We start from the raw sequence: 22,389 nt of genomic DNA, 5'->3' as shown, positions 1-22,389 counted from the left end.
GTTCTGTTGTCGTACATACACATGAGTATTACCTGGCGCGGATTATAAAGAGCAACGTGAGCGTTGCCTATGGATTAAGGTAACATTTTTTTAAAATAAGACGAGCTTTAGCAACACCCTTCACTAAACTCACCATTTAACAGGTTATTGCACAGTAAACTGCACCGCAGCGACCTGCCCCGCGTCATCCATCACCAATAACTGATACTCGCCGGTTTTATCAAGTTTCAGGCTAAATAAATTCTCGTGCGGCGACAGGGGTTCACCATTCAGAAACCACCAGCGGCCCCCTTCCCCGCCGCTGCTTTGCACTGGCAACAGCACAAAAGATTGCCCCGGAATACGCTTAATCACCGCGCCCTCACGCACGCCACTGAGTAACAGGGGAGGCGGCGCGTTATCATTACGCGGCGGGCAGTGCTTATCTGCAGGGGGTAAACGCGCCGCCCGCCGTTCTCCTGGCGGTAGCCAGGGTTCAAGCGGCAGTGGCCAGACAATCCATGTTTTCTGTTGCGCATCCGGGCAGTCCGCCGCAACGCGTCGGCCTTCACGGTTTAACCACAGCGGAAAATTGATGCCGTGCATCCCTTCCTGCTCTGGCATCAGCAACGTGGGGGGCTGACTGTCCTCCAGCAACCAGGTTGCCAGACGGCGACGGCAATTACTGTCTCCCTCCGGCAAACTTTGCCCGCCAGGCCAGCAAATCATTCCCTGACTGACGGATTGCGGACGCGGATCGCGCGGTAATTTCCCCTGCTCAAGCGCCGAACGCGCCTGCAGCAGGTTGTTCACCTGGTTAAGCAGCGGTACGGCGCTGGCAAAACCGAACTGCCCGGCGACCGGCGTACCATCTGGCCTGCCGGTCCAGATCCCAATCACGTAGCGGGCATTCACACCGATAGCCCAGGCATCACGGTAGCCATAACTGGTGCCTGTCTTCCAGGCCAGCGGCGCGACCTGCGGCAATACGGCGTCCGGCATCGGTTGCGCTTCCCCGGCCAGAATACGACGAATGATCCACGCCGCTCCCGGCGACATTAACCGTCGTTCCACCAACGGTGCATCCGGCGTCAGGCGCAGTTGCCCGGCTTTACCACCGCGGGCAAAAGTACTGTAAGCGGCGGCAATATCTTCCAGCCGCGCCCCTGCGCCCCCCAGGATCAGCGACAGATTGGGCTCAGCCCCGGTCGGTAAGCTCAGCGGCAATCCGGCATTACGCAAATTACCGGCAAACTTTTTCGGCCCGTAAGCTTCCAGCACCTGTACTGCCGGTAAATTCAGCGAACGCACCAACGCCTCGCTCATGCTGACAGGGCCGTGAAAACCACTGTCAAAATTGCCGGGCCGATAATCCCCGACCCGTCGCGGTACATCCTGCAGTAACGACGCCGGGTGAATTAATCCTTCATCCAGCGCCATACCATAGATAAACGGCTTCAGCACCGATCCGGGCGAGCGCACCGCGCTGACCATATCCACATGGCTGAAGCGACTGTCATCATTGATGTCTACCGAGCCAACCCAGCCGCGCACCTTCATATCAGTATGATCAACGACGATCATTGCCAGCGAACTGCGCAGCGGCAGACGCGTTTTGACGCTCAGCGCCAGCTCTTCAAGCTGCCGTTGCAGCGTGGCGTCCAGCGTCGTGGTGATTTTCAACGCCCGGCTTTCGCCAAGCATACGTCTGGCAAACAGCGGTGCCAGTTGCGGCATTTGCCGGGGTGCCAGCCAGACCGGTTCCTGCCGCGACTCTTTCACCTGCACCTCTGGCCATACTTGTTGTGACGCCATGCGTTCAAGCACTTTGTCACGCGCCGCCTGCGCCCGTTCTGGCCAGCGGTCAGGACGCAGACGGCTTGGCGCTTGCGGCAGAACAGCCAGCAGCGCAGCTTCGGCATAACTGAGTTTTGCGGGGGGTTTGCCAAGGTAAGCCCAGCTTGCCGCGCCCACGCCTTGCAACGTACCGCCAAAGGGTGCGCGGTTCAGGTAGAGCGTGAGAATGTCGCGTTTGGAAAGGTGCCACTCCAGTTGCAGCGCGCGCCAGAGCTGGCGTACCTTGCCGCCGAAAGTCCGTGGATGAGGATCAAGCAGACGGGCAACCTGCATCGTCAATGTACTGCCGCCCGACACCACGCGCCCGGAACTGAGATCCTGCCAGGCGGCACGGAGAATGGAAAACGGGTTAACGCCGGGATGATCCCAGAACCAGCGATCTTCATACTGGATCAGCGCCTGCAAATAACGCGGCGAAACCTCTTCAATGGTCACCGGATAACGCCAGATGCCGTCAGCATCGGCAAAACGCCATAGCGGCGTGCCATCTTCTGCCACCACCACACGCGCGGGATCCACCTCGCTGAGCGGCAGCGGCCAGATTTTATCCGCAGCGATCACCGCCAGCACCAATAACAGGGGCGCCCCCACCAGCCAGCGCCAGCGGGTGCGCATCAGATGCACGATCTTCACGTTACGGCACGATAGTCAGCGAGCCGCTGGTCGCGCCTGTCGCCCGCCACTGCGGTACGTACATGGATTCCACCTGCGGCGCAGGAATCTGGTAATGGCCCGGCGTCACTGCCCGCGCCAGATAGACCAGCGTAACGGGTTGACCTTCGCTTACCGGAACTGCCGCCACAAAGCGATCGTCGCGGAACTCCATATGCTGGATATCCGCCTGCTGCATACGGTTTAGCAGTTCCTGCACTTCACTTCCGCTATCCTGCAAGCTGGCGCTGCTGCTGGCCAGATTCTGGTTTTCCAGCTCCAGACCGGCAGGCAGTAAATCCACCACCAGCGCATCCGGTACATTCTGGCTGGCGCTCACTTCCAGCCATACCAGCACCAAATCGCCGCTTTTCAGCGATGAAAGAGATTTGCTACGGCCATCAGTGCCAAGAATGTTGCGCTCAATGCGCAGCACATTGGCGGAAGGCGTCGGCGCATGATCCGGGTAACCGGCACTGTCCAGGCGTAACCACAACGGGGTTGAACCGCTGTTGGTGACCTGCAATGAAGCCAGCTGATCGGCAGCCAGGTTACGGCTCTGGGCATTCTCGCCACCCAGTGCAGCGGCATCGAGCGAGGTTTGCGCCTGCCAGCTACCAGAGGTGTTTTGCAGATTACGCCCGGCTAAAAACAACGCGTTACTCTCCTGAGTCGACAACCAGCGCTGACCGTACGCTTGTTCAGACAAGGTTGTCAGCAGACGCGTTTGCACTTGCGGCAGCAGATTGTTGTCCTGCAACAGCGCCAGCATCAGCGCGTTATCGCGCAGATCGCTGCCGTAATCCGCCAGCCAGCGGTTGTTCTGCACCCGTGACGTTTTCAGCGCCAGGTTGATGGCCTGTTCGCTGCGTTGCGCATCACCCATCAGTTTTAATGCCACACCCAGTTGCATCAACGGCAGCGCTGCTTTGGCCTGCTCATGGCGCTGCCAGACTTCACGCAGCGCACCCAGCGGGGCTTTTTGCTGACGTGCCAGCACCAGCGCTGCATAGCTTTGTACGGCAAATTTGGTGGCAGGAAGATCGTCGCTGTAGCGGATTGCCATCGTCGCCGGATCCTGCAGGTAGCGCAGCAAGCGGTTGTTGGCGTTATTTAGCGCATTTGTCGGTACGCTGTAGCCCTGGGCGGAGGCGCTGACCAGGAAGTCAGTAACGTAGGCGGTTAACCAGTACTCTTCTGAACCGCTTTTATCCCACAGCGAGAAACCGCCGTCGTCACGCTGCATTTGCAACAGCCGCGAGATACCCAGATCCACCGCAGCACGGCGCTGCTCGTCACTCTCGCCTTTAATGCCCAGCGCTTTAAGCTGTGCGGCGTTGGTGTAGAGCGACGGGAACAGGCCGCTGGCGGTTTGCTCCAGGCACCCGTACGGGTAGGCTTTCAGCTCCTGAATATAGCGCGCAAGGTTCAACGGTGGTTTGCCGCTAAACAGCACGCGACCTTGCAGCGTTGCCGGGGACATTCCGGCAAGGTGCTGCGCTGGGGCATGCCAGCTCTCACCGGGATTCAGCATCGCGCCGCTGTTAACGGTCTGCGCAGCAAATGCCGGACGTACGCCAAGTTTCCACTGTTTCTGCTGTGGCGCAAACGTTTCGCCTGGTAGCGTCAGCCCGCTAATTTGCGCGCTGATCTCACCCTCGCCAAAACCGTCCAGCGCACGCACCGGAATAAACAACGTCTTACGCTGCCCGGCAGCCAGTTTTACCGGTTCAGGCTGACCACTCTCCAGCGTCAGCAATCCACTTGCTGCCAGTGCCACATTCAGGGTTTGCGGCTGATCGGTAAGATTAGTGACATCCAGCGTCAAGCGGGAAGTGTCGCCACTACCGAGGAAGCGCGGCATATTCATGTCGGCAATCACAGGGGCCGCAACAATCACTTTGCCTTCGCTGCTACCAAAGTCTTCCGCCGTCCAGGCTTGCGCCATCACGCGCAACTCACCGTTGAAATCACCAATTGGCAACGTCACCGTGCCTTCACCGTGCTCATCCAGTGTAACGGGCTGTGCTTGCTGGGCAATAATGGTGACATGGTTGACCGGCGGTTTACCGCCACGGTTCATTTCGTCGCCGTCGCCACCAAAACGCAGTGCAGCAAGACGCCCCTGCCCTTCAATGACCTGGCCGTAGATATCGTAAATATCCGCACCGTAGCGTTTCTGGCCGAAGAAGCCCTGCCACGGATCTGGCGTCACGTAATCCGTAATGTTAAGCACACCGCTGTCTACTGCGGAAAGCAACACATTGATCTGTTTAGGTGTGTCGCCATTTTTCACTGCCGCCTTCACTTTCACCGTTAACGGCTGGTTCGGGCGCATTTTTTGCGGGGTATTCAGCGTGACATCAAGACGGCGGTTTTCATCTCCCATCGGCAGATGCAGCAGACCGACCGCGCGTTTCGGCGTCGCGGACTTCGACTTGTCACCGGGGCGAACCACCAGTGTGCTGATATAAAGATCGTGGCGCTGCCATTTCTGATCGATAGGAATAGAGAGATCGAGGCCGTCTGCCGGCACATCAATTTCCTGCCACCACAGCGGGCCTTCAGCCGACTCGATCATTGCATAGCCTTTGCCCGCAGCAGGCGCAGTAACGTGCAACTTGACGGTATCGCCCGGTTTGTAGGCCGGTTTATCCAGTTTCAGGGTGACGCGATCCGGACGAATGGCGCCCGCACCGTCGCTGTTATCCTGCCAGCTGTAACCGGCCCAGAAACGCACGCTGCTGATGGTATCGTCCGGCCCTTTCACCTCCAGACGATAAGCGCCCCACTCCACCGGGAAGGTCACTTTACCGGTTTCATTCGCCACCAGGTTGAGGCTCTGCTCACCTTCAACCAAATCTTTTTGATTGAACTGCGACTGCCAACCCTCACTTTCTGACCAGTTCCAGAAATAATCGCGGCGTTCGCGGATCAACCGTACCTGCAAATCACTGACTGCTTTTTTGTTACCTTCGGCATCCGCATAGACGATGTCGAACGCGGCGTTACTGTCTTCGTCAACGATGGGCTGGTTGACGGTGGTATCGGTGCGATAGTCATAGACCGCTTTTGACGCAAACTGCGGGCGGATACCCGGTAGCGCCTGTGCAGGCCAGATGGCTTGCTGTGCGCGGCGTGTAACCGGGCGACCGCCAGACTCCAGCAGACTGGCCTGTAAAATAACGTCTAACGGCGAATGACTCTCCTGCCACTGGCTTGCGGTGGTGACTTCTCCCTGCCCGTTGTCATCCAGCGTCAGGTGGACTTCATCCAGACTACGACTGAGGTTTTCTTCTGCGATGTCGCCAAACTGGAACCCCGGCAACGCCTGGACAGCTTCGCGCAACGGGCGTAAATAGAGTTGCCCTTGCAACGTGTTGCCGCTCGCTGGCGCACCATAGAGGTAGTGGCCGTTCACGTTAAACACCACGTCATCCGCTGGTGCAATCGGTGATGCCTGCGGGGTGATATTCAGCGCCATGCGCTCCGGCATAAAGTCTTCAACATGGAAGCCCCACTCGCGCGCCTGGTTATCGCCAGTATTGGCGCGGATATGCCACATCCCGGTTTGCGCGCTGGCTTCCAACGGGTAGGTAAAATGATACAGCCCGTTCTGCGGCTGGCTGACCACCGTACGGATCACCTGCCCGTCCGGTTTCACGACTTCCAGTTTCACCGGTTGCGCAGTCAACGGCTTACCGTCGCTGTCGCGCAGCAGTCCGTTGAGGATCACCGTTTCACCCGGACGATAGAGATCGCGTGGGCCAAACATAAAGAACTGTTTGCTGTAGCCCGGTTCGCCGGTAATGGCGAATTCCGCCAGATCCAGTGCCGGTAATTTCAGGTCCAGCAGCGTGGTTTCACCGTCTTTACGCGCCAGGATCAGCGCCGCTTCTTTGTCGGTGGTTAACGTTGCATGACCTTCTTTGTCACTGGTGGCCTGCGCCAGCGTTTGCCCGTTCTCATTGAGCAGCATCACCTCGATACCGGAGAGCGCTGCGCCGTTTTCCAGCCCCTGGGTGAAGATATCCAGACGATTATGGTAACGGTGAGCAGACAGGCCAATATTGCTGAGCGTGAACAGCGTGGCGGCATTGCTGTAGTTGTAATGACCGGCCTGATTCATTACGGCGACATAGACCCCGGTTTGTTGCAACGGCTGAATACTGCTGAGCGGCAACAGTAACTTCTCACGGGTGTTGCGCGCCGGGTTGAGGTCAAAACGGCCGGTATACACCAGGTCGGCCATTTTCAGTAACGTGTCCGACTCCCAGTTTGACAGGGCGTTACGGTATTCCCACTGGCTGATAAACGCCGCCAGCGACTCCGGTTTCACGCGGTAGAAATTCACGTCGACGTTATCGACGTTTAGCGCCATCACCGGCAGCCCTTCCACCACTTTTCCCGGCAGCAACGAACCACGGCTGGCGAAGCCGACACTGGGCTGCACATCGCGGGTGGTAATGGCTTTTTCGTAATCAATGCCGAACGTGGCTTTGTTCAGCGCCGTTAGCCCGCGATCCACCGACACCAGCAATTCGCGGTTTGGCTCCAGATGGCGCAGGCGCAGCTCTTTCAGATTCGGCGCCAGTTCCCAGGCACCATCGACTTTGCCGCTCTTTTTGTCTACCAGGTGGACGGTCGAGGCAAAATCCTGATCGGGATTAAGTGGAACGGAGAAGGTCAGCACCAGCGTGGCGGCGCCATCCAGTTGTACTTCAGAGGCATCCAGCAGCGTGAGCGGCTTACCTTCGCTACGCGCGGCAAGCTGTGCCAGTTTCTCTTTACTTTGCGTGGGGGCTGCCTGGCTTTGCTGCGGCGCGGATGCCGCAGCAGGCGAGCTGCTTGCCTGCGGTTTATCGTTGTTATCACAGCCGGCTAACGTAAACGTAGTGAACAGCGCGACGGTCAGCGCCGCAATGCGTAGCGGTTTCATTCTTTATCCCTGGCCTATAAAGCCTGTTGAACATTGCCACACATTATTATTCGCAACGATAAGAATTACAAAATGTGTCTTTGGTTCTGGAAAGCGCTTCGCAAAGTCCCGTCACGCTTTTCCGATCACCCTGTTACGCGGATCACAGTGCGAAACGTAACATGTTACGTTTCATGTCATTTGTTTTTAAAACAATAAGATAGATGGAAAAACAACGCGACCTGCTGCTACCGTTAAGCTGTCTGTGCACCTTTGTGCGCGGTTCTAATAAGAGAGAACATTATGTCCAGAGCCGTGAATGCCCTACAAAATTTTGGTAAGTCCCTCTTTGGTCCGGTGCTCATTTTGCCGATTGTCGGCTTATTTATTGCCTGTGGAAATATCTTCGGCAACGGCAACCTGGCCGACTATCTGCCTTTTCTTGGTCACCCCCTTATTCAACAAATCGGTCAGTTAATTGCCAAATCCGCTGTATCGGTGTTGGCGAACCTTGCCCTTGTCTTCGCGGTCGGCATTCCGGTGGGCCTGGCCTCACGGGATAAAGGCTATGCGGCGCTGATTGGTCTGGTGACCTTTATCGTCTTTATTAACGCCATGAATGTCATGCTGCAATTTCAGGGAGTACTGGCACCTGCTGCGCAGATGAAAGCCGCAGGCCAGGGTATGGTGTTAGGCGTACAGGTGCTGGAGATGGGCGTTTTCGCCGGGATCCTCACCGGCGCGCTATCAGGTTATCTGTACGATAAATATTCCGGGGTACAGTTTTCCGGGGCGATGGCAATCTACTCGGGTCACTGCTTCGTCGCCATTATCATGCTGCCGGTTGCGATGATATTAGGTGTGATCATGAGCGAACTGTGGCCTTTCGCCCAGCAGGGTATCAGCGCCCTGGCGATGGCTATCAAAGGTGCGGGGCCATTCGGCGTTGCGGTCTACGGTTTCCTTGAGCGCATCCTGGTGCCGACCGGGCTGCACCATCTGGTGTATACGCCGTTTTTGTACACCGAACTCGGCGGTACGGCGGATATTTGCGGTACAACTTATCAGGGTGCACGTAACATCTACTTTGCCGAAATAGCCTGCCCGAGCGTGACGCAACTCAGCAACACCGTCGTCTGGGATGCGCGCGGTATCAGCAAAATGTTCGGTTTGCCCGCTGCTGCGCTGGCGATGTATGTGACAGCGAAACCTGAGCGCAAAGCCGCAGCCAAAGCGATCCTGATCCCTGCTGCGCTCACCTCATTTTTAGTCGGTGTCACCGAGCCTATCGAGTTTGCTTTCCTGTTTGTCGCACCGCTGCTGTTTGTGGTGCATGCCGTGCTCACAGGTATCGGCATGATGCTGTTCTCACTGCTTGGCGTTCATGCTATTGGCGCGAACGGCATTATCGATTTTGTGCTCTACAACCTGCCCCTCGGCACCGAAAAGTCCAACTGGCCGATGTACATCCTCGTTGGGCTCATTATGTTCGCCCTCTACTTTTTTATCTTCCGCTTCCTGATAGTGCACTTCGGTATGAAAACGCCAGGCCGTGAAGATGATGAGCAGGAGACTCGTCTCTACAGCAAACAGGAGTATCAGGCAAAAGGCAGCAATGCTGGCGTCGGCGCAGCGATCATCGAAGGTCTGGGCGGGCGCGCCAATATTGACGTGGTGGACAACTGCTACACCCGCCTGCGCGTGACGGTGATCGATGTGGCGGCGATTGATGAACCGCAACTGAAAGCAACCGGCGCAAAAGGTGTTATCAAACAAGGCAATAACGTTCAGGTGGTCTACGGGCTGCATGTCAAAAAAATGCGAGAAGCTGTTGAGATGTTTCTCTGAAGGAGTCCAGAAATGGTTAAACCCCCGTTTATTTTATCCATCGCCGGTGGCGGCAGCACCTATACCCCCGGCATCGTGAAAAGCCTGATGGTCCAACTGGAGGCGTTCCCGCTGGCGGAAATTCGCCTGTATGACATTGATGAAGCCCGGCAGAGCACCATTGCGCCGGTGGTAGAGAAAGTGATCCGCGACCACAGTCAGAGCATTAAATTTACCGTGACCAGCAATGCCGAAACGGCGCTCAGCGGCGCACATTTTGTTTTTGCTCAGATGCGCGTCGGTCAGTACAAAATGCGCGAGCAGGATGAGAAAATCCCCTTGCGCCATGGTGTGGTGGGTCAGGAGACCTGCGGCCCGGGTGGTCTAGCCTACGGGCTACGCACGATTCTGCCGATGGTGGAACTGATCGATCTGGTGGAGCGTTACGCCGATAAAAAAGCCTGGATCGTCAATTATTCCAACCCGGCAGCCATCGTGGCCGAAGGTGTGCGCCGTCTGCGTCCGAAAGCACGGGTACTGAATATCTGCGATATGCCCGTGGCGGCGATGCGCAATATGGGCGCTATCCTCGGCGTGGATCGCCATAAATTGGAGGTCGATTACTTTGGCCTGAACCACTTTGGCTGGTTTACCCAGGTACGTGTAGATGGTGAGGATCGTCTGCCTGCGTTGCGCGAGCATATTGCCCGTTTTGGTCTGCTGACGGAAGATGCCTCCCAAACGGACCCGCAACATGCCGATCCGTCATGGGTGAAAACCTGGCGCAATATCAAGCCGATCATGGATCACTTTCCGGAATATCTGCCAAACCCCTATTTGCAGTACTACCTGATGCCAAACGAGATCGTTGCCCATCAGGATCCCGACTACACCCGCGCCAATGAAGTGATGGACGGGCGCGAGAAAAAACTGTTTGCCGCCGCCCAGGAGTATAAGCGCAGTGGGATCCTGCCGGATGCTTTTCACGTGGGCGTGCACGGCGCGTTTATTGTTGACGTCGCCTGTTCACTGGCGTTTGACCTGCGCCAGCGCCATCTGGTGATTGTGGAAAACAAAGGCGCGATTGCCAATTTACCCTACGATGCGATGGTCGAAGTGCCAGCCTATATTACCAGCGAAGGCCCGGAGCCAGTGCGTATGGGGGCGGTACCTCTATTTCACCAGACCCTACTGATGCAGCAACTGGCCTCGGAACAACTGCTGGTCGAAGCCACCATTGAGGGCAGCTACGAAAAAGCGTTGCAGGCCTTTACACTGAACAAAACCGTGCCCACCATGCAGCATGCTAAAGCGATCCTTGATGAGATGATCGAAGCCAACCGGGATTACTGGCCTGCACTGCAAAAAACCTGGGAAAACGGCAAAGCCGTGCAAAAATAACGAGATTGCTCGCGACATGAGCGAAGGTAACTTGTCGGGTCAGGAAAAAACGTGAACAATTCAGGTTACTGTTGATGACACGGAGGCAACCATGTCTACCTCGTTTTTTGTCGCGGCCGACTGGCTGATAGAACACAGCGATGATCCTGAAATCCAGCTGATTGACGCCCGTATGGCGCCTCCTGGACAGGAGCATCGAGACCTTAAAGCGGAATACCGCGCCGGGCACCTCCCCGGTGCGGTATTTTTTGATATTGAAGCTCTCTCCGATCACACTTCGTCACTACCACATATGCTCATGCGCCCGGAAGCGTTTGCTGTCGCCATGCGCGAACTGGGCATTAGTCAGGATAAGCACCTTGTGGTCTACGACGAAGGCAACCTCTTCTCCGCCCCGCGCGCCTGGTGGATGCTGCGCAATTACGGCGTAGAAAAGGTGTCAATTCTTGCCGGTGGCCTCGCGGGTTGGCAGCGGGATGCCCTGCCGCTGCAAAAAGGCGATGTGGCGTTGCCGGAGTCTGATTTTAATGCCAACTTTGACCCCTCCGTGGTGAAAAAGCTGACAGATGTCCTGTTAGTCAGTCACGAAGGGACAGCGCAGATTGTCGATGCGCGCCCGGCACCGCGTTTTAATGGCGAAATGGACGAGCCCCGTCCAGGGCTGAAGCGCGGGCATATTCCCGGTGCGAAGAATGTGCCGTGGGGGGATCTGGTGGCGGAAGGTGAGCTGAAAACCACCGATGAACTCGCCGCCATTTTCCGCCGCCAGGGCGTGGATTTGCATAAACCAATTATTGCCAGCTGTGGTTCGGGCGTCACTGCATCGGTGGTTATTCTCGCGCTGACAACCCTGGGTGCGGAAAACGTCACGCTGTATGACGGCTCCTGGAGTGAATGGGGCGCACGCGACGATTTACCCGTAGAACCGGCGTAAATGGATAACCGACTTGCGCCATTACTGACGCGCGGGGAGTCACTGACCCGCGCCGAGTACCGCGTCCTGGCGCACCTGACGGAGCATCCGCTGCTGGTGGGCCACATCACCGTGCGACAACTGGCGCAGGCCACGTATGTCTCCACCGCCACCATTATCCGTCTGTGCCAGAAACTGGGCTTCAGCGGCTTTAGCGAGTTTATCTGGCACTGCAAACAGCTTTTATCCGATACGCCGCATATTGCGGAGCAACGCAGTGAAGGTTCCGTTGAACTCCCGGCGCTGTTTCAACAGTTCATGGCCAATTATCAGCAGACCTTTCAATGGGTGACGGCAGAAAAGCGCAGCCAGTTCGCCGCGCTGCTGCGCGACAAAGAGAGTTTCTTTCTCTACGGCGCAGGTTTCTCATATTTGTTCGCGGAGTATTTAACCAAGAAGCTGCAGGTCTTGGGCAAGACGGCATTTATCTCCGGCCCGGGCGACAGCCGCAATATCTTTCTCAGCAATGCGTCGCGCTATCAGGTATTTATCGCCGTATCGCGCAGTGGTGAAACCGAGCAGGTGCTGGATAAAGTGCGGATCGCACACACCGTCGGCATGACGGTCGTCGCGTTTACCCGCGCCTCCGCAAACTCACTCGCTGCACTGGCAGATATCCACTTCGCACTCTACGACGAAGCGGTGCATTTCGCGGCGGAAGCGGCGGGGATCACCTCGTTTGAATCCAACCTGGTATTGTTGATGGATTTGCTGTTGCTGGAGGCAACATAGGGTGCAAAACACCGGGTCTGCCAGTCCGGTTAGAGATCGTTGAGTGTCTGCCGCGCCCAGGTTGCGCCAATGTATTCGCGGATACGCGTATGTAACTCGCCGAGGGTGATGTTTTCTCGCGCCTCGCCCTGTGTCATCCCGCCAGGGATCGTGATGATGACTTTGCGCTTTTGCGTATCAAAAATGAAATTATGTACAAACCGCCCGACAATACATTCCGGCGGCTGATATCCCTCAGTCCAGTACAGCTCGATGCAGTTCTGCCCACGAAACTTGCTGACATGGGTCGCTTCAATCTTCGACAGCGCCAACGGCGCACTGAGCTGATAACTCTCAATCGCTTGCGGGTGCAGAGTCAACAAGGGTTGCCGTACGCGTTGATACATCGCCCAGGCGCCCAGCGCCAAAATTATCGACATCGCTGCCAGGCCGCCCACCACAGTATCAAACTGCAGAAAAGTCAAACCCCGCAGCCTGTTCAGGATAAACAGTACGCATGCCGGGAAACCCGCTATCATCGCCAGCGCAATGTAGCCCCACACATTGCCTTTTTTCAGTGACACCACGACGGCATCACGGGCCTGTGCAACCATCTCTTGCAACTGCTCCATGTAAGCATGATGGTTGGCATTCAGTTCATCGCTGACTTGTGCGGTGAGCGCCCGGCAAAGTGCCGGGAAGTCAGGCAACAGGTGATGCAGCCCGAGATAGTCGGCTTCATTGACCTGACGTGAAGCCCGCGTCAGTAACACATTATCTGGCGGCACATTCAACTGCTTAAGGCGCTCGCGCACCGTCGGATGATGATCGGTTGGGTGCGATAACTTCCGTCCCAACGCCACCTCGGCGTTCAACGCCCCAAGTTTATAAAGCCCTGAGTAAAGCGTGTTAACCAGATTGGTGGTGCTCAGTTTGCGATCTAAAAAACGCTGCATGGGCGCCGCCAACTCAATATCCAGCGTGGTGCAGCGTAGCAGCGATGAGGCCAGTGCCTGAGGCGTGCTGGTGCGTGCGCCAGCAGCATCCGCCGCCAGCTCTCGCATCCGACTCCAGCCACTGACCGTTACATCGAACCGACGATAAAACCAGACGCCAATATGCACCGGGGGAGACAGCGCGATCCGCTCGAACCAACCACAGAATTTCAGGTTTTGATAAAAATGGTCGAGGCTACTTTTCATGCCGGAATAAAGCCCGGCAAAATGCAGTGTGTATGCGGTGTCCTGGCCGGAAAAATGCCCCAACTCGTGACCAATAACAGCCGCAATTTCGTCTTTATCCAGAAAGGCAGCAAGCGTCACGGGAAAATAGAGTGTGTTACCTGTCAGGCGTTCGCCTTTTTCCAGTTGTACTGGCAACGTCGTGACGTAAAATCCCTGAAACAATCCCACGACAATATTATCCGGCATTATTGCCTGACCACGCTGCGCCAGCTCTCTGACCCACCGCCAGAGTGTGGGTGCATCCTGCTCCGTCATGGCAATGCCAAAAACGTTCCGGTCTTGCGGTTGAATTTTCGCATAGCATCTTTTCAGCAGAAACAGACTACTGAGCACCATAAAAATCAACCAGCCGGTAACCAGTAACAGCACGCCGAACAGCTTAATATTCAGCGGGGTGGTTTGTTTAATCGTTAACAACCACAATAATTCATACAGCAAAACAGACACCAGCGCGAAACCCATTGCCGTCATCAGCGCAGCCATAATCAGCGGCAACATTTTCCGGCAGAGAGTAAAGGCGTGAATTAACTGCCCGGTCGATATTCGGGCTTTGCGTACGCTATAAAGGCTTAATATCACAGCGCAGGTGCTTGCAAACAGTGCGATGACGGAGAGAGTGACGGATACGCCTGCAACATAGCGGCGGGAAAGTGGCATCAGAATGTTGTGCGAAGCGGTGCCCCACTCAATAACAACCCAGGCATCGCTGTCGCTGATTCTGGAATATTGCCAACAGGACCAGATGAATAACAGCAGCGGAATGCCGAAACAATACAGCAGGCTTTTTTTATCCATAAAAATGAACCACAAATCAACGTAGCGTAAACGATAGCACCCGCTTTCCGGCCATGAATGTGTTTATCAGTAAAAAGAAGTCAGGGTGCATAATGAAGAGTAACAATAACCCTTAGCCAGCAAAGAGAATAAGCGGCGCACGCGGCGCCACCTGATCATTAAATAATGCGGTTATTTTTAAAATCGCGCAGGAAGCTGCCCCAGCGGCGCTCATAGAAAGGCGTAATGTGCGCCAGCATAAAATGGCTAATACCTTTCTCGCCTTCGACCACCTGGCAGATATCAATAGGTTCGTCGCCCGGTAAGGTATCCGTCGCTACGCTGCCCGCCGCGTGAATAATCTCTTCGATATCCCCTTCCGCTTCAATACCGATCAACAGGTTCGCCTGCTCCTCTGCGTTCTCTTTGATGGTGCAGATAAACGCACGTTTAACGGTTTTGATGCTTTTAAACAGTGTGGTCAGGGAGTCCACCATCTGCGCTGGCGGTTCCGCCACTTCAGACAGCAACAACGCGCTACCGCCCTCCAGCACTTCCTGCTGGCTTAACGGACTGCCCTCTTTTCCCACTAAGTGGCTGATTTCACGCGGAGTAAACTCTTTACCGGTAGACAGTTTGGCGTTGAGGAACAAGGTTTCCCCCAGCGTCATCTCAAAGAGAGTGCGGGCGGGCATCACCACAAACGCTTGTTCATCGTCAACGGCCTGTTGCAATGCGCCCAGTGAGGTAAAGAACGGGATCACCGAGGTTCCGTCATCTTTTTCCCAGTGCTGCAGATCCAGCGCGCTATCGTCTGCAATCGCGTCACCTTCCGCAGCGCTTCCCGGTACCCACACGGTGGAGTCCAGTAGTGTGCGGAAAAACGCCGGACGATAAGCCGGTTCGGTCGCCGCCTGCGCCAGCAGGGTTTCTAATTCGTTTTTGGTTTCCGACATACAAATTCCGAAAAATTAACCCTCCCCCGGCCCCTCTCCCTGGAAGGGAGAGGACGCGCGTTTCCCCTTACCGGGAGAGCGTCAGGGTGAGGGTAAAGATGAAATATTACTCAGCCGTTAACAGATTCGCGAGCGTGCGCACACCCAGGCCGGTGGCCCCTGCCGCCCACTGCTCCACCGCCGCTTTACGGTAGGTTGCGGAACAGTCGATATGCAACCAACCCTGCTGATAGTTTTCCACAAAGTGCGACAGAAAACCGGCCGCGGTGCTCGCGCCAGCCGGGAAAGCCGCACTGGCAGTATTGTTCAGCTCGGCAAAGTTCGACGGCAGCTGATTACGGTGAAACTCCGCCAGCGGCAAACGCCAGAACGGCTCATTCTCAGCGGCAGCACTGCTCAGCAAGCGGCCAGCCAGCGCGTCATCGAAGCTAAACAGCGCATGGTAGTCATTGCCCAGCGCCGTTTTCGCCGCACCCGTTAGCGTGGCGGCGTCGATGATCAGTTCCGGTTTCTGCGCGGAAGCGTCGATCAGACCATCGGCCAGCACCAGACGCCCTTCAGCATCGGTATTCATGATCTCAACGGTTTTACCGTTGCGGTAGTGGATAATATCGCCCAATTTAAAGGCGTTACCGCTAATCAGGTTGTCGGCGCAGCAGAGCCACAGTTTGACGCGTTTGTTCAGGCCGCGATTAATAGCGAAAGCCAGTGCACCGGTTACCAGTGCCGCGCCCCCCATATCGGATTTCATTGAATCCATAAACGCACTCTGTTTAATGCTGTAACCGCCGGAATCGAAGGTAATACCTTTCCCCACCAGCGCGGCATACACCGGCGCATCCGGATTACCGGTTGGGTTATAGTCCAGTGCCAGCAGCACGGGCGGGCGTTCGGAACCCCGTCCGACAGTATGCAGACCGAGGTAGTTCTGCTCGCGCAGATCCTCACCTTTGGTGATGCGGTAAGCGATTTTATCGCCTCCAACACTGTGCAGCAGATCCACCGCACGCTGCGCCAGTTGTTCCGGGCCCAGTTCTTCCGCCGGGGCGTTAATGGTGTCGCGTACCCAGTCAATGACTTTCAGGCGGCTATCCAGCTCTTTCTGCTCAGCCTCATCAAGCGCCGCCCACTCCACTTTGCGCGTGCCTTTCGGCCCCTTATAACCCGCCCAAAACGCCCAGCTACGATCGGCATTCCAGCCTTCACCGCTCAGTGCAACGTGCTTGATGCCCAGGCCGTCGATTTTACGCGCTGCGCGCTGAATAAGCCCCAAATCATCTTTACCGGTCAGGTGCAGAGCGATGCCGTCATTATTGATGCTGTATGCGGCTTTTTCACCCCAGCGCGCATCGGCAGGTTGCGTGGTTAACGTAATTTTCATGGCTTCTGTCATTTTATTTATCCTTATTAGCGCATTCGTGAAAACGGGCCGCCCGAAGGCAGCCCGTTAGATGATTACGATGCTTCGTCTAACCAGACTAGCAGAATCGCTTCGAGAATTTTTTCATTCGATGCATTCGGATCATCATCAAACTCTTCCAGTTCGCAGATCCACTGATGCATATCGGTGAAACGAACGGTCTTCGGATCGAGATCCGGGCGGCTGTCATACAGCGCCTCGCCGATTTCACGGCTGTCGGTCCACTTCAGCCCCATATCAGTGCTCCCGTGCGTGGTTGATGGTGTAACGCGGGATCTCAACCACCAGATCTTCATCGGTGACGCGCGCCTGGCAGCCTAAACGACTTTCCGGCTCCAGCCCCCAGGCTTTATCCAGCATATCATCTTCGTCTTCACTGCTTTCCGGCAGAGAATCGAAGCCCTCACGCACGACACAGTGACAGGTGGTGCAGGCGCAGGATTTTTCGCAGGCGTGCTCAATCTCGATGCCGCCGCGCAAGGCAACATCAAGAATGGTTTCACCGCTCTTCGCTTCCAGAACTGCGCCATCCGGACAGAGATCCTGATGAGGCAGAAAAACAATTTTAGGCATATTAAACCTCGTCGACGGAATGGCCTTTCAGCGCGGTACGCACGGATTGGTCCATGCGGCGGGCGGCAAATTCCTGGGTTTGTTTATCTACATTTTTAATGGCTTGTTCTATCGCGGCGGTATCATCGCCCTCGGCAACGGAGCGCAGTTGCGCCACCGCCTCGTCGATGACCGCACGCTCTGCGGCGCTTAACAGCGCGGCGTCAGCGGCGAGCGCACCGGACAGACTTTCCAGTACGCGCGCGGCTTCCACTTTCTGTTCCGCCAGCATACGTGCTTTCACGTCCTGCCCGGCAAAACTCATGGAGTCTTTGATCATGTCGGCGATTTCGCCATCGGTGAGACCGTATGACGGTTTCACCTGAATTGAGGCTTCCACCCCGGTGGATTTCTCCATGGCGGTCACACTCAGCAAACCATCGGCATCGACCTGGAAGGTGACGCGAATATGCGCGCCGCCAGCGGGAAGCGCAGGAATGCCCCGCAGCGAGAAACGCGCCAGAGAGCGGCAGTCCTGCACCAGTTCACGCTCGCCCTGCATCACATGGATGGACATCGCAGTTTGACCATCTTTAAAAGTGGTGAACTCCTGTGCGCGCGCGACCGGAATAGTGGTATTACGCGGGATCACTTTCTCCACCAGGCCGCCCATGGTTTCAAGCCCAAGCGACAGCGGGATCACATCCAGCAACAGCATTTCGCTGTCCGGCTTGTTGCCGACCAGAATGTCCGCCTGGATTGCCGCGCCAATGGCGACAACCTTATCCGGATCGATCGATGTCAACGGCGTGCGGCCAAAAAATTCGCCCACACGCTCGCGTACCAACGGCACGCGGGTTGAGCCGCCGACCATTACCACTTCCAGCACCTCATGCGCTTCCACGCCCGCATCTTTCAGCGCGCGACGGCAAGAAAGCAGCGTACGTTTCACCAGGGTTGCGATCAGATCGTCGAACTGTGCTCGCGTGATCACACCCTGCCAGCCCGCCACATCGACAGCTGCGCTGTCGGCATCGCTCAGCGTAATTTTCGCGGCAATGGCCGCATCCAGCAGTTCTCGCTGCAGGCGTGCATCGCTGCGATCGTCAAGCCCCGCCTGCTCGCGAATAAAGTCTGCCAACAGGTGGTCAAAATCATCCCCACCCAGAGCGGAATCACCGCCGGTGGCCAGTACTTCAAACACCCCGCGGCTAAGACGCAGGATGGAGATATCAAAGGTACCGCCGCCAAGATCATACACGGCGATCACGCCCTCTTTGCCCGAGTCCAGACCGTAAGCAATGGCTGCCGCGGTCGGTTCGTTCAGCAGGCGCAGCACGTGCAGCCCCGCCAGCCGCGCGGCATCTTTCGTGCCCTGACGTTGTGCGTCATCAAAATAGGCGGGCACCGTGATCACCACACCGTCGAGATCGCCAGACAGCGTCTGTTGCGCGCGTTCAGCAAGGGCTTTGAGAATATCGGCAGAGACACGAATCGGGTTAACCAGACCGGCCTCGGTGACAATCATCGGCAGACCGTTTTCGCTGGACTGGAACTGCCATGGCAGATGTGGATAGCGCGCCTGGATGTCCGCAAGACTACGGCCCATCAGGCGTTTTACCGAGCTAATAGTGTTGACCGGATCCAGCGCGGCGTTGCGGCGGGCGTCATAACCCACACTGTGGCTGTCCGCCTGGTAATTCACCACGGAAGGGAGTAAATGGCGACCTTCGCTGTCGGCCAGCGTTTCCGCCTGACCGCTGCGCACGGTGGCAACCAGCGAATTGGTGGTGCCAAGGTCGATGCCCGCCCCCAGGCGACGCTGATGCGGTGCGGCGCTCAGGCCGGGCTCACTGATTTGTAATAAGGCCATTGTTTGCTTCCAAAAAATTAAAAACCGAGCAGTTTTTCTTCGAGTTGTTCTGTTGCGCTGCGCAGTTTATCGAGAAAACGCAGTTTACGCACGGTATCCGCCGCTGCGTCCCACGTTTGAGTATCTAACTGTTCTACCATTAACTGATGGCGCGCGTCGTACATCCCTTTCACGCGCGTCTGGAAAGCTTCCAGTCGCGTTGCATCTTTCGCACGCTCAATCTCGTCCAGCTCTTCGCGTAGCTCCAGCTGTTCCATCAAAAAAGCGGTATCCCGCACCGTGTGTTGCTCAGAGGCTAAATCAAATCCGTGTAATGACAACAGGTATTCGGCGCGCGTTAGTGGGTTGCGTAAGGTTTGCCAGGCCTGATTAATGGTGGCAGATTGCTGCACGGCGGCAAGTTGCTCAGCCTGCGGCTGACTGGCAAAGCGGTCAGGATGGAACTGACGCTGTAAATCCTGGAAACGTGTCGCCAGCGCCTGCGTGTCGAGTTGGTAATGGGCTGGTAACCCAAAGAGGGTGAAGTAATCCATAACAGTTCCGGGTGTGCAATCGAAACAAACCCCACGCACAGAGGCCTGCGGTGGGGTCATCAATGATGGCGATTAAACGTTGAAGCTTTCGCCGCAACCGCACTCATCTTTCACGTTCGGGTTGGTGAATTTGAACCCTTCGTTCAGGCCTTCTTTGACAAAGTCCAGTTGAGTACCGTCGAGGAATTGCAGGCTTTTGCCGTCGACCACGACCTTCACGCCTTTGTCTTCAAACACCGTATCTTCTTCGTTCGGCGCATCGACAAATTCCAGTACATAGGCCATACCAGAACAACCGGAGGTTCTGACCCCCAGACGCAGACCAAACCCTTTACCTCGGTTGGCCAGGAAGGTATTGACTCGCGCGGCGGCACTGTCGCTCAGGCTAATGGACATGACAACAACCTCCTGCCTTATTTCGCTTCTTGTTTGCTTTTGTAATCCGCGATGGCGGCTTTAATCGCATCTTCCGCCAGGATGGAGCAGTGAATTTTCACTGGCGGCAGTTCCAGCTCTTCGGCGATATCGGTGTTTTTGATCGCCTGAGCTTCGTCCAGAGACTTGCCCTTCACCCACTCTGTCACCAGGGAACTGGAGGCGATGGCGGAACCGCAACCGTAAGTTTTGAAACGTGCGTCTTCGATAATGCCTTTATCGTTCACTTTGATCTGCAGCTTCATCACGTCGCCGCACGCCGGTGCGCCAACCATACCGCTGCCAACGCTATCGTCGCCGTTGTCAAAAGAGCCCACGTTGCGCGGATTTTCGTAGTGATCGATTACTTTTTCGCTATAAGCCATTCTAAATTCTCCTGTTTGCGCAACCGTTATTAATGATGAGCCCATTCGATCGTGGTTAAATCCACGCCCTGTTTGAACATTTCCCACAGCGGGGAGAGTTCGCGCAGACGACCAATGGATTTACGCACCAGTGCGATGGTGTAGTCGATCTCTTCTTCGGTGGTAAAACGCCCTAAAGAGAAACGGATGGAGCTGTGCGCCAGCTCATCATTCATGCCCAGCGCGCGCAGCACGTAGGACGGTTCCAGGCTTGCAGACGTACAGGCAGAACCAGACGAAACAGCCAGGTCTTTCAGCGCCATGATCAGCGATTCGCCTTCAACGTAGTTAAAGCTGACGTTGAGAATGTTCGGCGCGCCGTGCTCCAGGTCACCGTTCAGGTAAACTTCTTCGATATCGTTGATGCCATTCCACAGACGGCTACGCAGGCCGCGCAGACGCTCCATTTCGGTCGCCATCTCTTCTTTGGCGATGCGGTAGGCTTCACCCATGCCGACGATCTGGTGAACAGGCAGCGTACCGGAACGCATACCGCGCTCATGACCGCCGCCGTGCATTTGCGCTTCAATGCGTACACGTGGTTTACGTTGCACATACAGCGCGCCAATGCCTTTCGGACCGTAGATTTTATGGCCGGAGAAGGACATTAAATCCACTTTCAACTGGCTCAGATCGATAGGCAGTTTACCGACGCTCTGCGTTGCATCAACGTGGTAGATAATACCGCGCGCGCGGCACATTTCGCCGATGGTCGCGATGTCCTGCACTACACCGATTTCGTTATTCACATGCATGATGGACACGAGGATGGTGTCTTCACGCATCGCTGCTTCCAGCTCTTTCAGGTCGATAATACCGTTGCTTTGTGGAGCCAGGTAAGTCACTTCGAAACCTTCGCGCTCTAACTGGCGACAGGTATCCAGCACGGCTTTATGTTCGGTTTTGCTGGTGATGATGTGCTTGCCTTTTTTCTGATAAAAGTTGGCTGCACCTTTAATCGCCAGGTTATCGGATTCGGTTGCACCGGAAGTGAAGACGATCTCACGCGGATCGGCACCAACCAGCTCAGCAATCTGGTTACGGGCGATATCTACCGCCTCTTCAGCTTGCCAGCCAAAACGGTGTGAACGGGAAGCAGGGTTACCAAAGGTCCCGTCCAGGGTCAGAAACTGCATCATTTTCTCGGCAACACGCGGGTCCACCGGCGTGGTTGCGGAGTAGTCGAGATAAATCGGTAATTTCATTGCTCTTTAAACTCCGTACATCGCTCTAATGCAAGGAATCAGGCAACCGGCTGGATGTACGACCGTGTTAACAGGGCACATAACTGTGCCCTGGCCCGATTCTGAATTCTGTTTTTTTATTATGCGCGCAGTTTAACGTCGATAGCGTCTTGTGCGCGGGTCGTGCGATGAGATTCGTGGGAGTGCTGTCTGCCGGAGACGTCGAGGATTTCCTGGTTATTCACCAGTTCGCCCAGCGTAATGTTATTTAAAAAGTCGGTCAGACGGTCACTCAGATCGCGCCACAGCGCGTGGGTCAGGCACTTATCGCCGCCCTGGCAGCCACTTTTCCCCTGGCAACGGGTCGCATCCACGGATTCGTCAACGGCGCTAATCACTTCGCCGACGGCAATGCTGCCCGCTTCTTTACCCAGCAGGTAACCGCCGCCCGGACCACGTACGCTGGCCACCAGGCCATTTTTACGCAGACGGGAGAACAACTGCTCCAGATAGGAGAGTGAAATTCCCTGACGCTCAGAAATATCGGCCAACGGAACCGGGCCTGATTCGGAGTTGAGTGCAACGTCCAGCATTGCGGTCACGGCATAACGCCCTTTAGATGTCAGTCTCATGTCTTACTAGCCTCAGACTCGCCCCTGCCCGGGGATTATTATTAAAATGTTAATGTTGCATAGCA

General features: G+C 56.0%; 17 protein-coding genes. 4 read left to right on the top strand and 13 right to left on the bottom strand.

Annotated elements, in window-relative coordinates:
- Positions 1-144: 144 nt before the first annotated feature.
- Positions 145-2,451, bottom strand: coding sequence for a peptidoglycan glycosyltransferase PbpC (pbpC, locus tag O9K67_RS06635; protein WP_408612867.1), 2,307 nt, complete (start codon positions 2,449-2,451; stop codon positions 145-147).
- A gap of 19 nt (positions 2,452-2,470) precedes the next feature.
- Positions 2,471-7,426: an alpha-2-macroglobulin family protein gene (locus O9K67_RS06630; RefSeq protein WP_061493714.1), complete on the bottom strand. Its 4,956-nt coding sequence runs from the start codon at positions 7,424-7,426 to the stop codon at positions 2,471-2,473.
- 282 nt (positions 7,427-7,708) lie between these two features.
- Between O9K67_RS06630 and O9K67_RS06625 the strand changes: the two genes are divergently transcribed.
- From O9K67_RS06625 to O9K67_RS06610, 4 genes are all read left to right on the top strand, one after another.
- Positions 7,709-9,253: a PTS transporter subunit EIIC gene (locus O9K67_RS06625; protein ID WP_061493713.1), complete on the top strand. Its 1,545-nt coding sequence runs from the start codon at positions 7,709-7,711 to the stop codon at positions 9,251-9,253.
- Positions 9,254-9,265: 12 nt separating this feature from the next.
- The gene (locus O9K67_RS06620; RefSeq protein WP_061493712.1) at positions 9,266-10,633 is read left to right on the top strand and encodes a 6-phospho-alpha-glucosidase; all 1,368 of its coding nucleotides are present in this window, start codon (positions 9,266-9,268) and stop codon (positions 10,631-10,633) included.
- A gap of 91 nt (positions 10,634-10,724) precedes the next feature.
- Positions 10,725-11,567 (top strand): 3-mercaptopyruvate sulfurtransferase, encoded by an 843-nt coding sequence (sseA, locus tag O9K67_RS06615; RefSeq protein WP_061493711.1) that lies wholly within the window; start codon positions 10,725-10,727, stop codon positions 11,565-11,567.
- Positions 11,568-12,338, top strand: a complete 771-nt coding sequence (locus O9K67_RS06610) for a MurR/RpiR family transcriptional regulator (protein WP_061493710.1) — start codon at positions 11,568-11,570, stop codon at positions 12,336-12,338.
- A 29-nt stretch (positions 12,339-12,367) separates the two neighbouring features.
- Here the strand turns inward: O9K67_RS06610 and O9K67_RS06605 are convergent, their stop codons facing one another.
- The 11 genes from O9K67_RS06605 to iscR form a co-directional block, all read right to left on the bottom strand.
- Positions 12,368-14,356 (bottom strand): M48 family metallopeptidase, encoded by a 1,989-nt coding sequence (locus O9K67_RS06605; protein ID WP_061499823.1) that lies wholly within the window; start codon positions 14,354-14,356, stop codon positions 12,368-12,370.
- Between the two features lie 158 nt (positions 14,357-14,514).
- Positions 14,515-15,291 (bottom strand): enhanced serine sensitivity protein SseB, encoded by a 777-nt coding sequence (gene sseB / locus O9K67_RS06600; RefSeq protein ID WP_061493709.1) that lies wholly within the window; start codon positions 15,289-15,291, stop codon positions 14,515-14,517.
- A gap of 106 nt (positions 15,292-15,397) precedes the next feature.
- Positions 15,398-16,684: an aminopeptidase PepB gene (gene pepB, locus O9K67_RS06595; RefSeq protein WP_061493708.1), complete on the bottom strand. Its 1,287-nt coding sequence runs from the start codon at positions 16,682-16,684 to the stop codon at positions 15,398-15,400.
- A gap of 62 nt (positions 16,685-16,746) precedes the next feature.
- Positions 16,747-16,947, bottom strand: a complete 201-nt coding sequence (gene iscX, locus O9K67_RS06590; protein WP_061493707.1) for a Fe-S cluster assembly protein IscX — start codon at positions 16,945-16,947, stop codon at positions 16,747-16,749.
- 1 nt (position 16,948) lies between these two features.
- Positions 16,949-17,284 carry an ISC system 2Fe-2S type ferredoxin gene (gene fdx / locus O9K67_RS06585; RefSeq protein ID WP_039079657.1) on the bottom strand — a complete coding sequence of 112 codons (336 nt, stop codon included), beginning with the start codon at positions 17,282-17,284 and terminating at the stop codon, positions 16,949-16,951.
- 1 nt (position 17,285) lies between these two features.
- Positions 17,286-19,136, bottom strand: a complete 1,851-nt coding sequence (hscA, locus tag O9K67_RS06580) for a Fe-S protein assembly chaperone HscA (protein WP_061493706.1) — start codon at positions 19,134-19,136, stop codon at positions 17,286-17,288.
- A gap of 17 nt (positions 19,137-19,153) precedes the next feature.
- Positions 19,154-19,669 carry a co-chaperone HscB gene (gene hscB, locus O9K67_RS06575; RefSeq protein ID WP_061493705.1) on the bottom strand — a complete coding sequence of 172 codons (516 nt, stop codon included), beginning with the start codon at positions 19,667-19,669 and terminating at the stop codon, positions 19,154-19,156.
- A 72-nt stretch (positions 19,670-19,741) separates the two neighbouring features.
- Complete coding sequence (gene iscA / locus O9K67_RS06570) at positions 19,742-20,065, bottom strand: iron-sulfur cluster assembly protein IscA (RefSeq protein ID WP_017459009.1); 324 nt, start codon at positions 20,063-20,065, stop codon at positions 19,742-19,744.
- Between the two features lie 17 nt (positions 20,066-20,082).
- Complete coding sequence (gene iscU, locus O9K67_RS06565; protein WP_007370804.1) at positions 20,083-20,469, bottom strand: Fe-S cluster assembly scaffold IscU; 387 nt, start codon at positions 20,467-20,469, stop codon at positions 20,083-20,085.
- A 29-nt stretch (positions 20,470-20,498) separates the two neighbouring features.
- The gene (gene iscS, locus O9K67_RS06560; RefSeq protein ID WP_061493704.1) at positions 20,499-21,713 is read right to left on the bottom strand and encodes a cysteine desulfurase; all 1,215 of its coding nucleotides are present in this window, start codon (positions 21,711-21,713) and stop codon (positions 20,499-20,501) included.
- 119 nt (positions 21,714-21,832) lie between these two features.
- Complete coding sequence (iscR, locus tag O9K67_RS06555) at positions 21,833-22,324, bottom strand: Fe-S cluster assembly transcriptional regulator IscR (protein WP_061493703.1); 492 nt, start codon at positions 22,322-22,324, stop codon at positions 21,833-21,835.
- Between the last annotated feature and the right edge of the window lie 65 nt (positions 22,325-22,389).

Source organism: Kosakonia oryzendophytica (assembly GCF_027886705.1).
GTDB classification, from domain to species: domain Bacteria; phylum Pseudomonadota; class Gammaproteobacteria; order Enterobacterales; family Enterobacteriaceae; genus Kosakonia; species Kosakonia oryzendophytica.
This window is presented reverse-complemented; position numbering and strand designations above follow the sequence as displayed.

Excerpts from the sequence above, each read along its gene's own strand:
- O9K67_RS06620 (WP_061493712.1), top strand. The coding sequence starts at position 9,266 with ATGGTTAAACCCCCGTTTATTTTATCCATCGCCGGTGGCGGCAGCACC.
- iscX (WP_061493707.1), bottom strand. The coding sequence starts at position 16,947 with ATGGGGCTGAAGTGGACCGACAGCCGTGAAATCGGCGAGGCGCTGTAT.
- hscB (WP_061493705.1), bottom strand. The coding sequence starts at position 19,669 with ATGGATTACTTCACCCTCTTTGGGTTACCAGCCCATTACCAACTCGAC.
- sseB (WP_061493709.1), bottom strand. The coding sequence starts at position 15,291 with ATGTCGGAAACCAAAAACGAATTAGAAACCCTGCTGGCGCAGGCGGCG.
- iscU (WP_007370804.1), bottom strand. The coding sequence starts at position 20,469 with ATGGCTTATAGCGAAAAAGTAATCGATCACTACGAAAATCCGCGCAAC.
- iscR (WP_061493703.1), bottom strand. The coding sequence starts at position 22,324 with ATGAGACTGACATCTAAAGGGCGTTATGCCGTGACCGCAATGCTGGAC.
- pbpC (WP_408612867.1), bottom strand. The coding sequence starts at position 2,451 with ATGCGCACCCGCTGGCGCTGGCTGGTGGGGGCGCCCCTGTTATTGGTG.
- O9K67_RS06625 (WP_061493713.1), top strand. The coding sequence starts at position 7,709 with ATGTCCAGAGCCGTGAATGCCCTACAAAATTTTGGTAAGTCCCTCTTT.
- O9K67_RS06630 (WP_061493714.1), bottom strand. The coding sequence starts at position 7,426 with ATGAAACCGCTACGCATTGCGGCGCTGACCGTCGCGCTGTTCACTACG.
- O9K67_RS06610 (WP_061493710.1), top strand. The coding sequence starts at position 11,568 with ATGGATAACCGACTTGCGCCATTACTGACGCGCGGGGAGTCACTGACC.
- iscS (WP_061493704.1), bottom strand. The coding sequence starts at position 21,713 with ATGAAATTACCGATTTATCTCGACTACTCCGCAACCACGCCGGTGGAC.
- sseA (WP_061493711.1), top strand. The coding sequence starts at position 10,725 with ATGTCTACCTCGTTTTTTGTCGCGGCCGACTGGCTGATAGAACACAGC.
- pepB (WP_061493708.1), bottom strand. The coding sequence starts at position 16,684 with ATGACAGAAGCCATGAAAATTACGTTAACCACGCAACCTGCCGATGCG.
- O9K67_RS06605 (WP_061499823.1), bottom strand. The coding sequence starts at position 14,356 with ATGGATAAAAAAAGCCTGCTGTATTGTTTCGGCATTCCGCTGCTGTTA.
- fdx (WP_039079657.1), bottom strand. The coding sequence starts at position 17,284 with ATGCCTAAAATTGTTTTTCTGCCTCATCAGGATCTCTGTCCGGATGGC.
- iscA (WP_017459009.1), bottom strand. The coding sequence starts at position 20,065 with ATGTCCATTAGCCTGAGCGACAGTGCCGCCGCGCGAGTCAATACCTTC.
- hscA (WP_061493706.1), bottom strand. The coding sequence starts at position 19,136 with ATGGCCTTATTACAAATCAGTGAGCCCGGCCTGAGCGCCGCACCGCAT.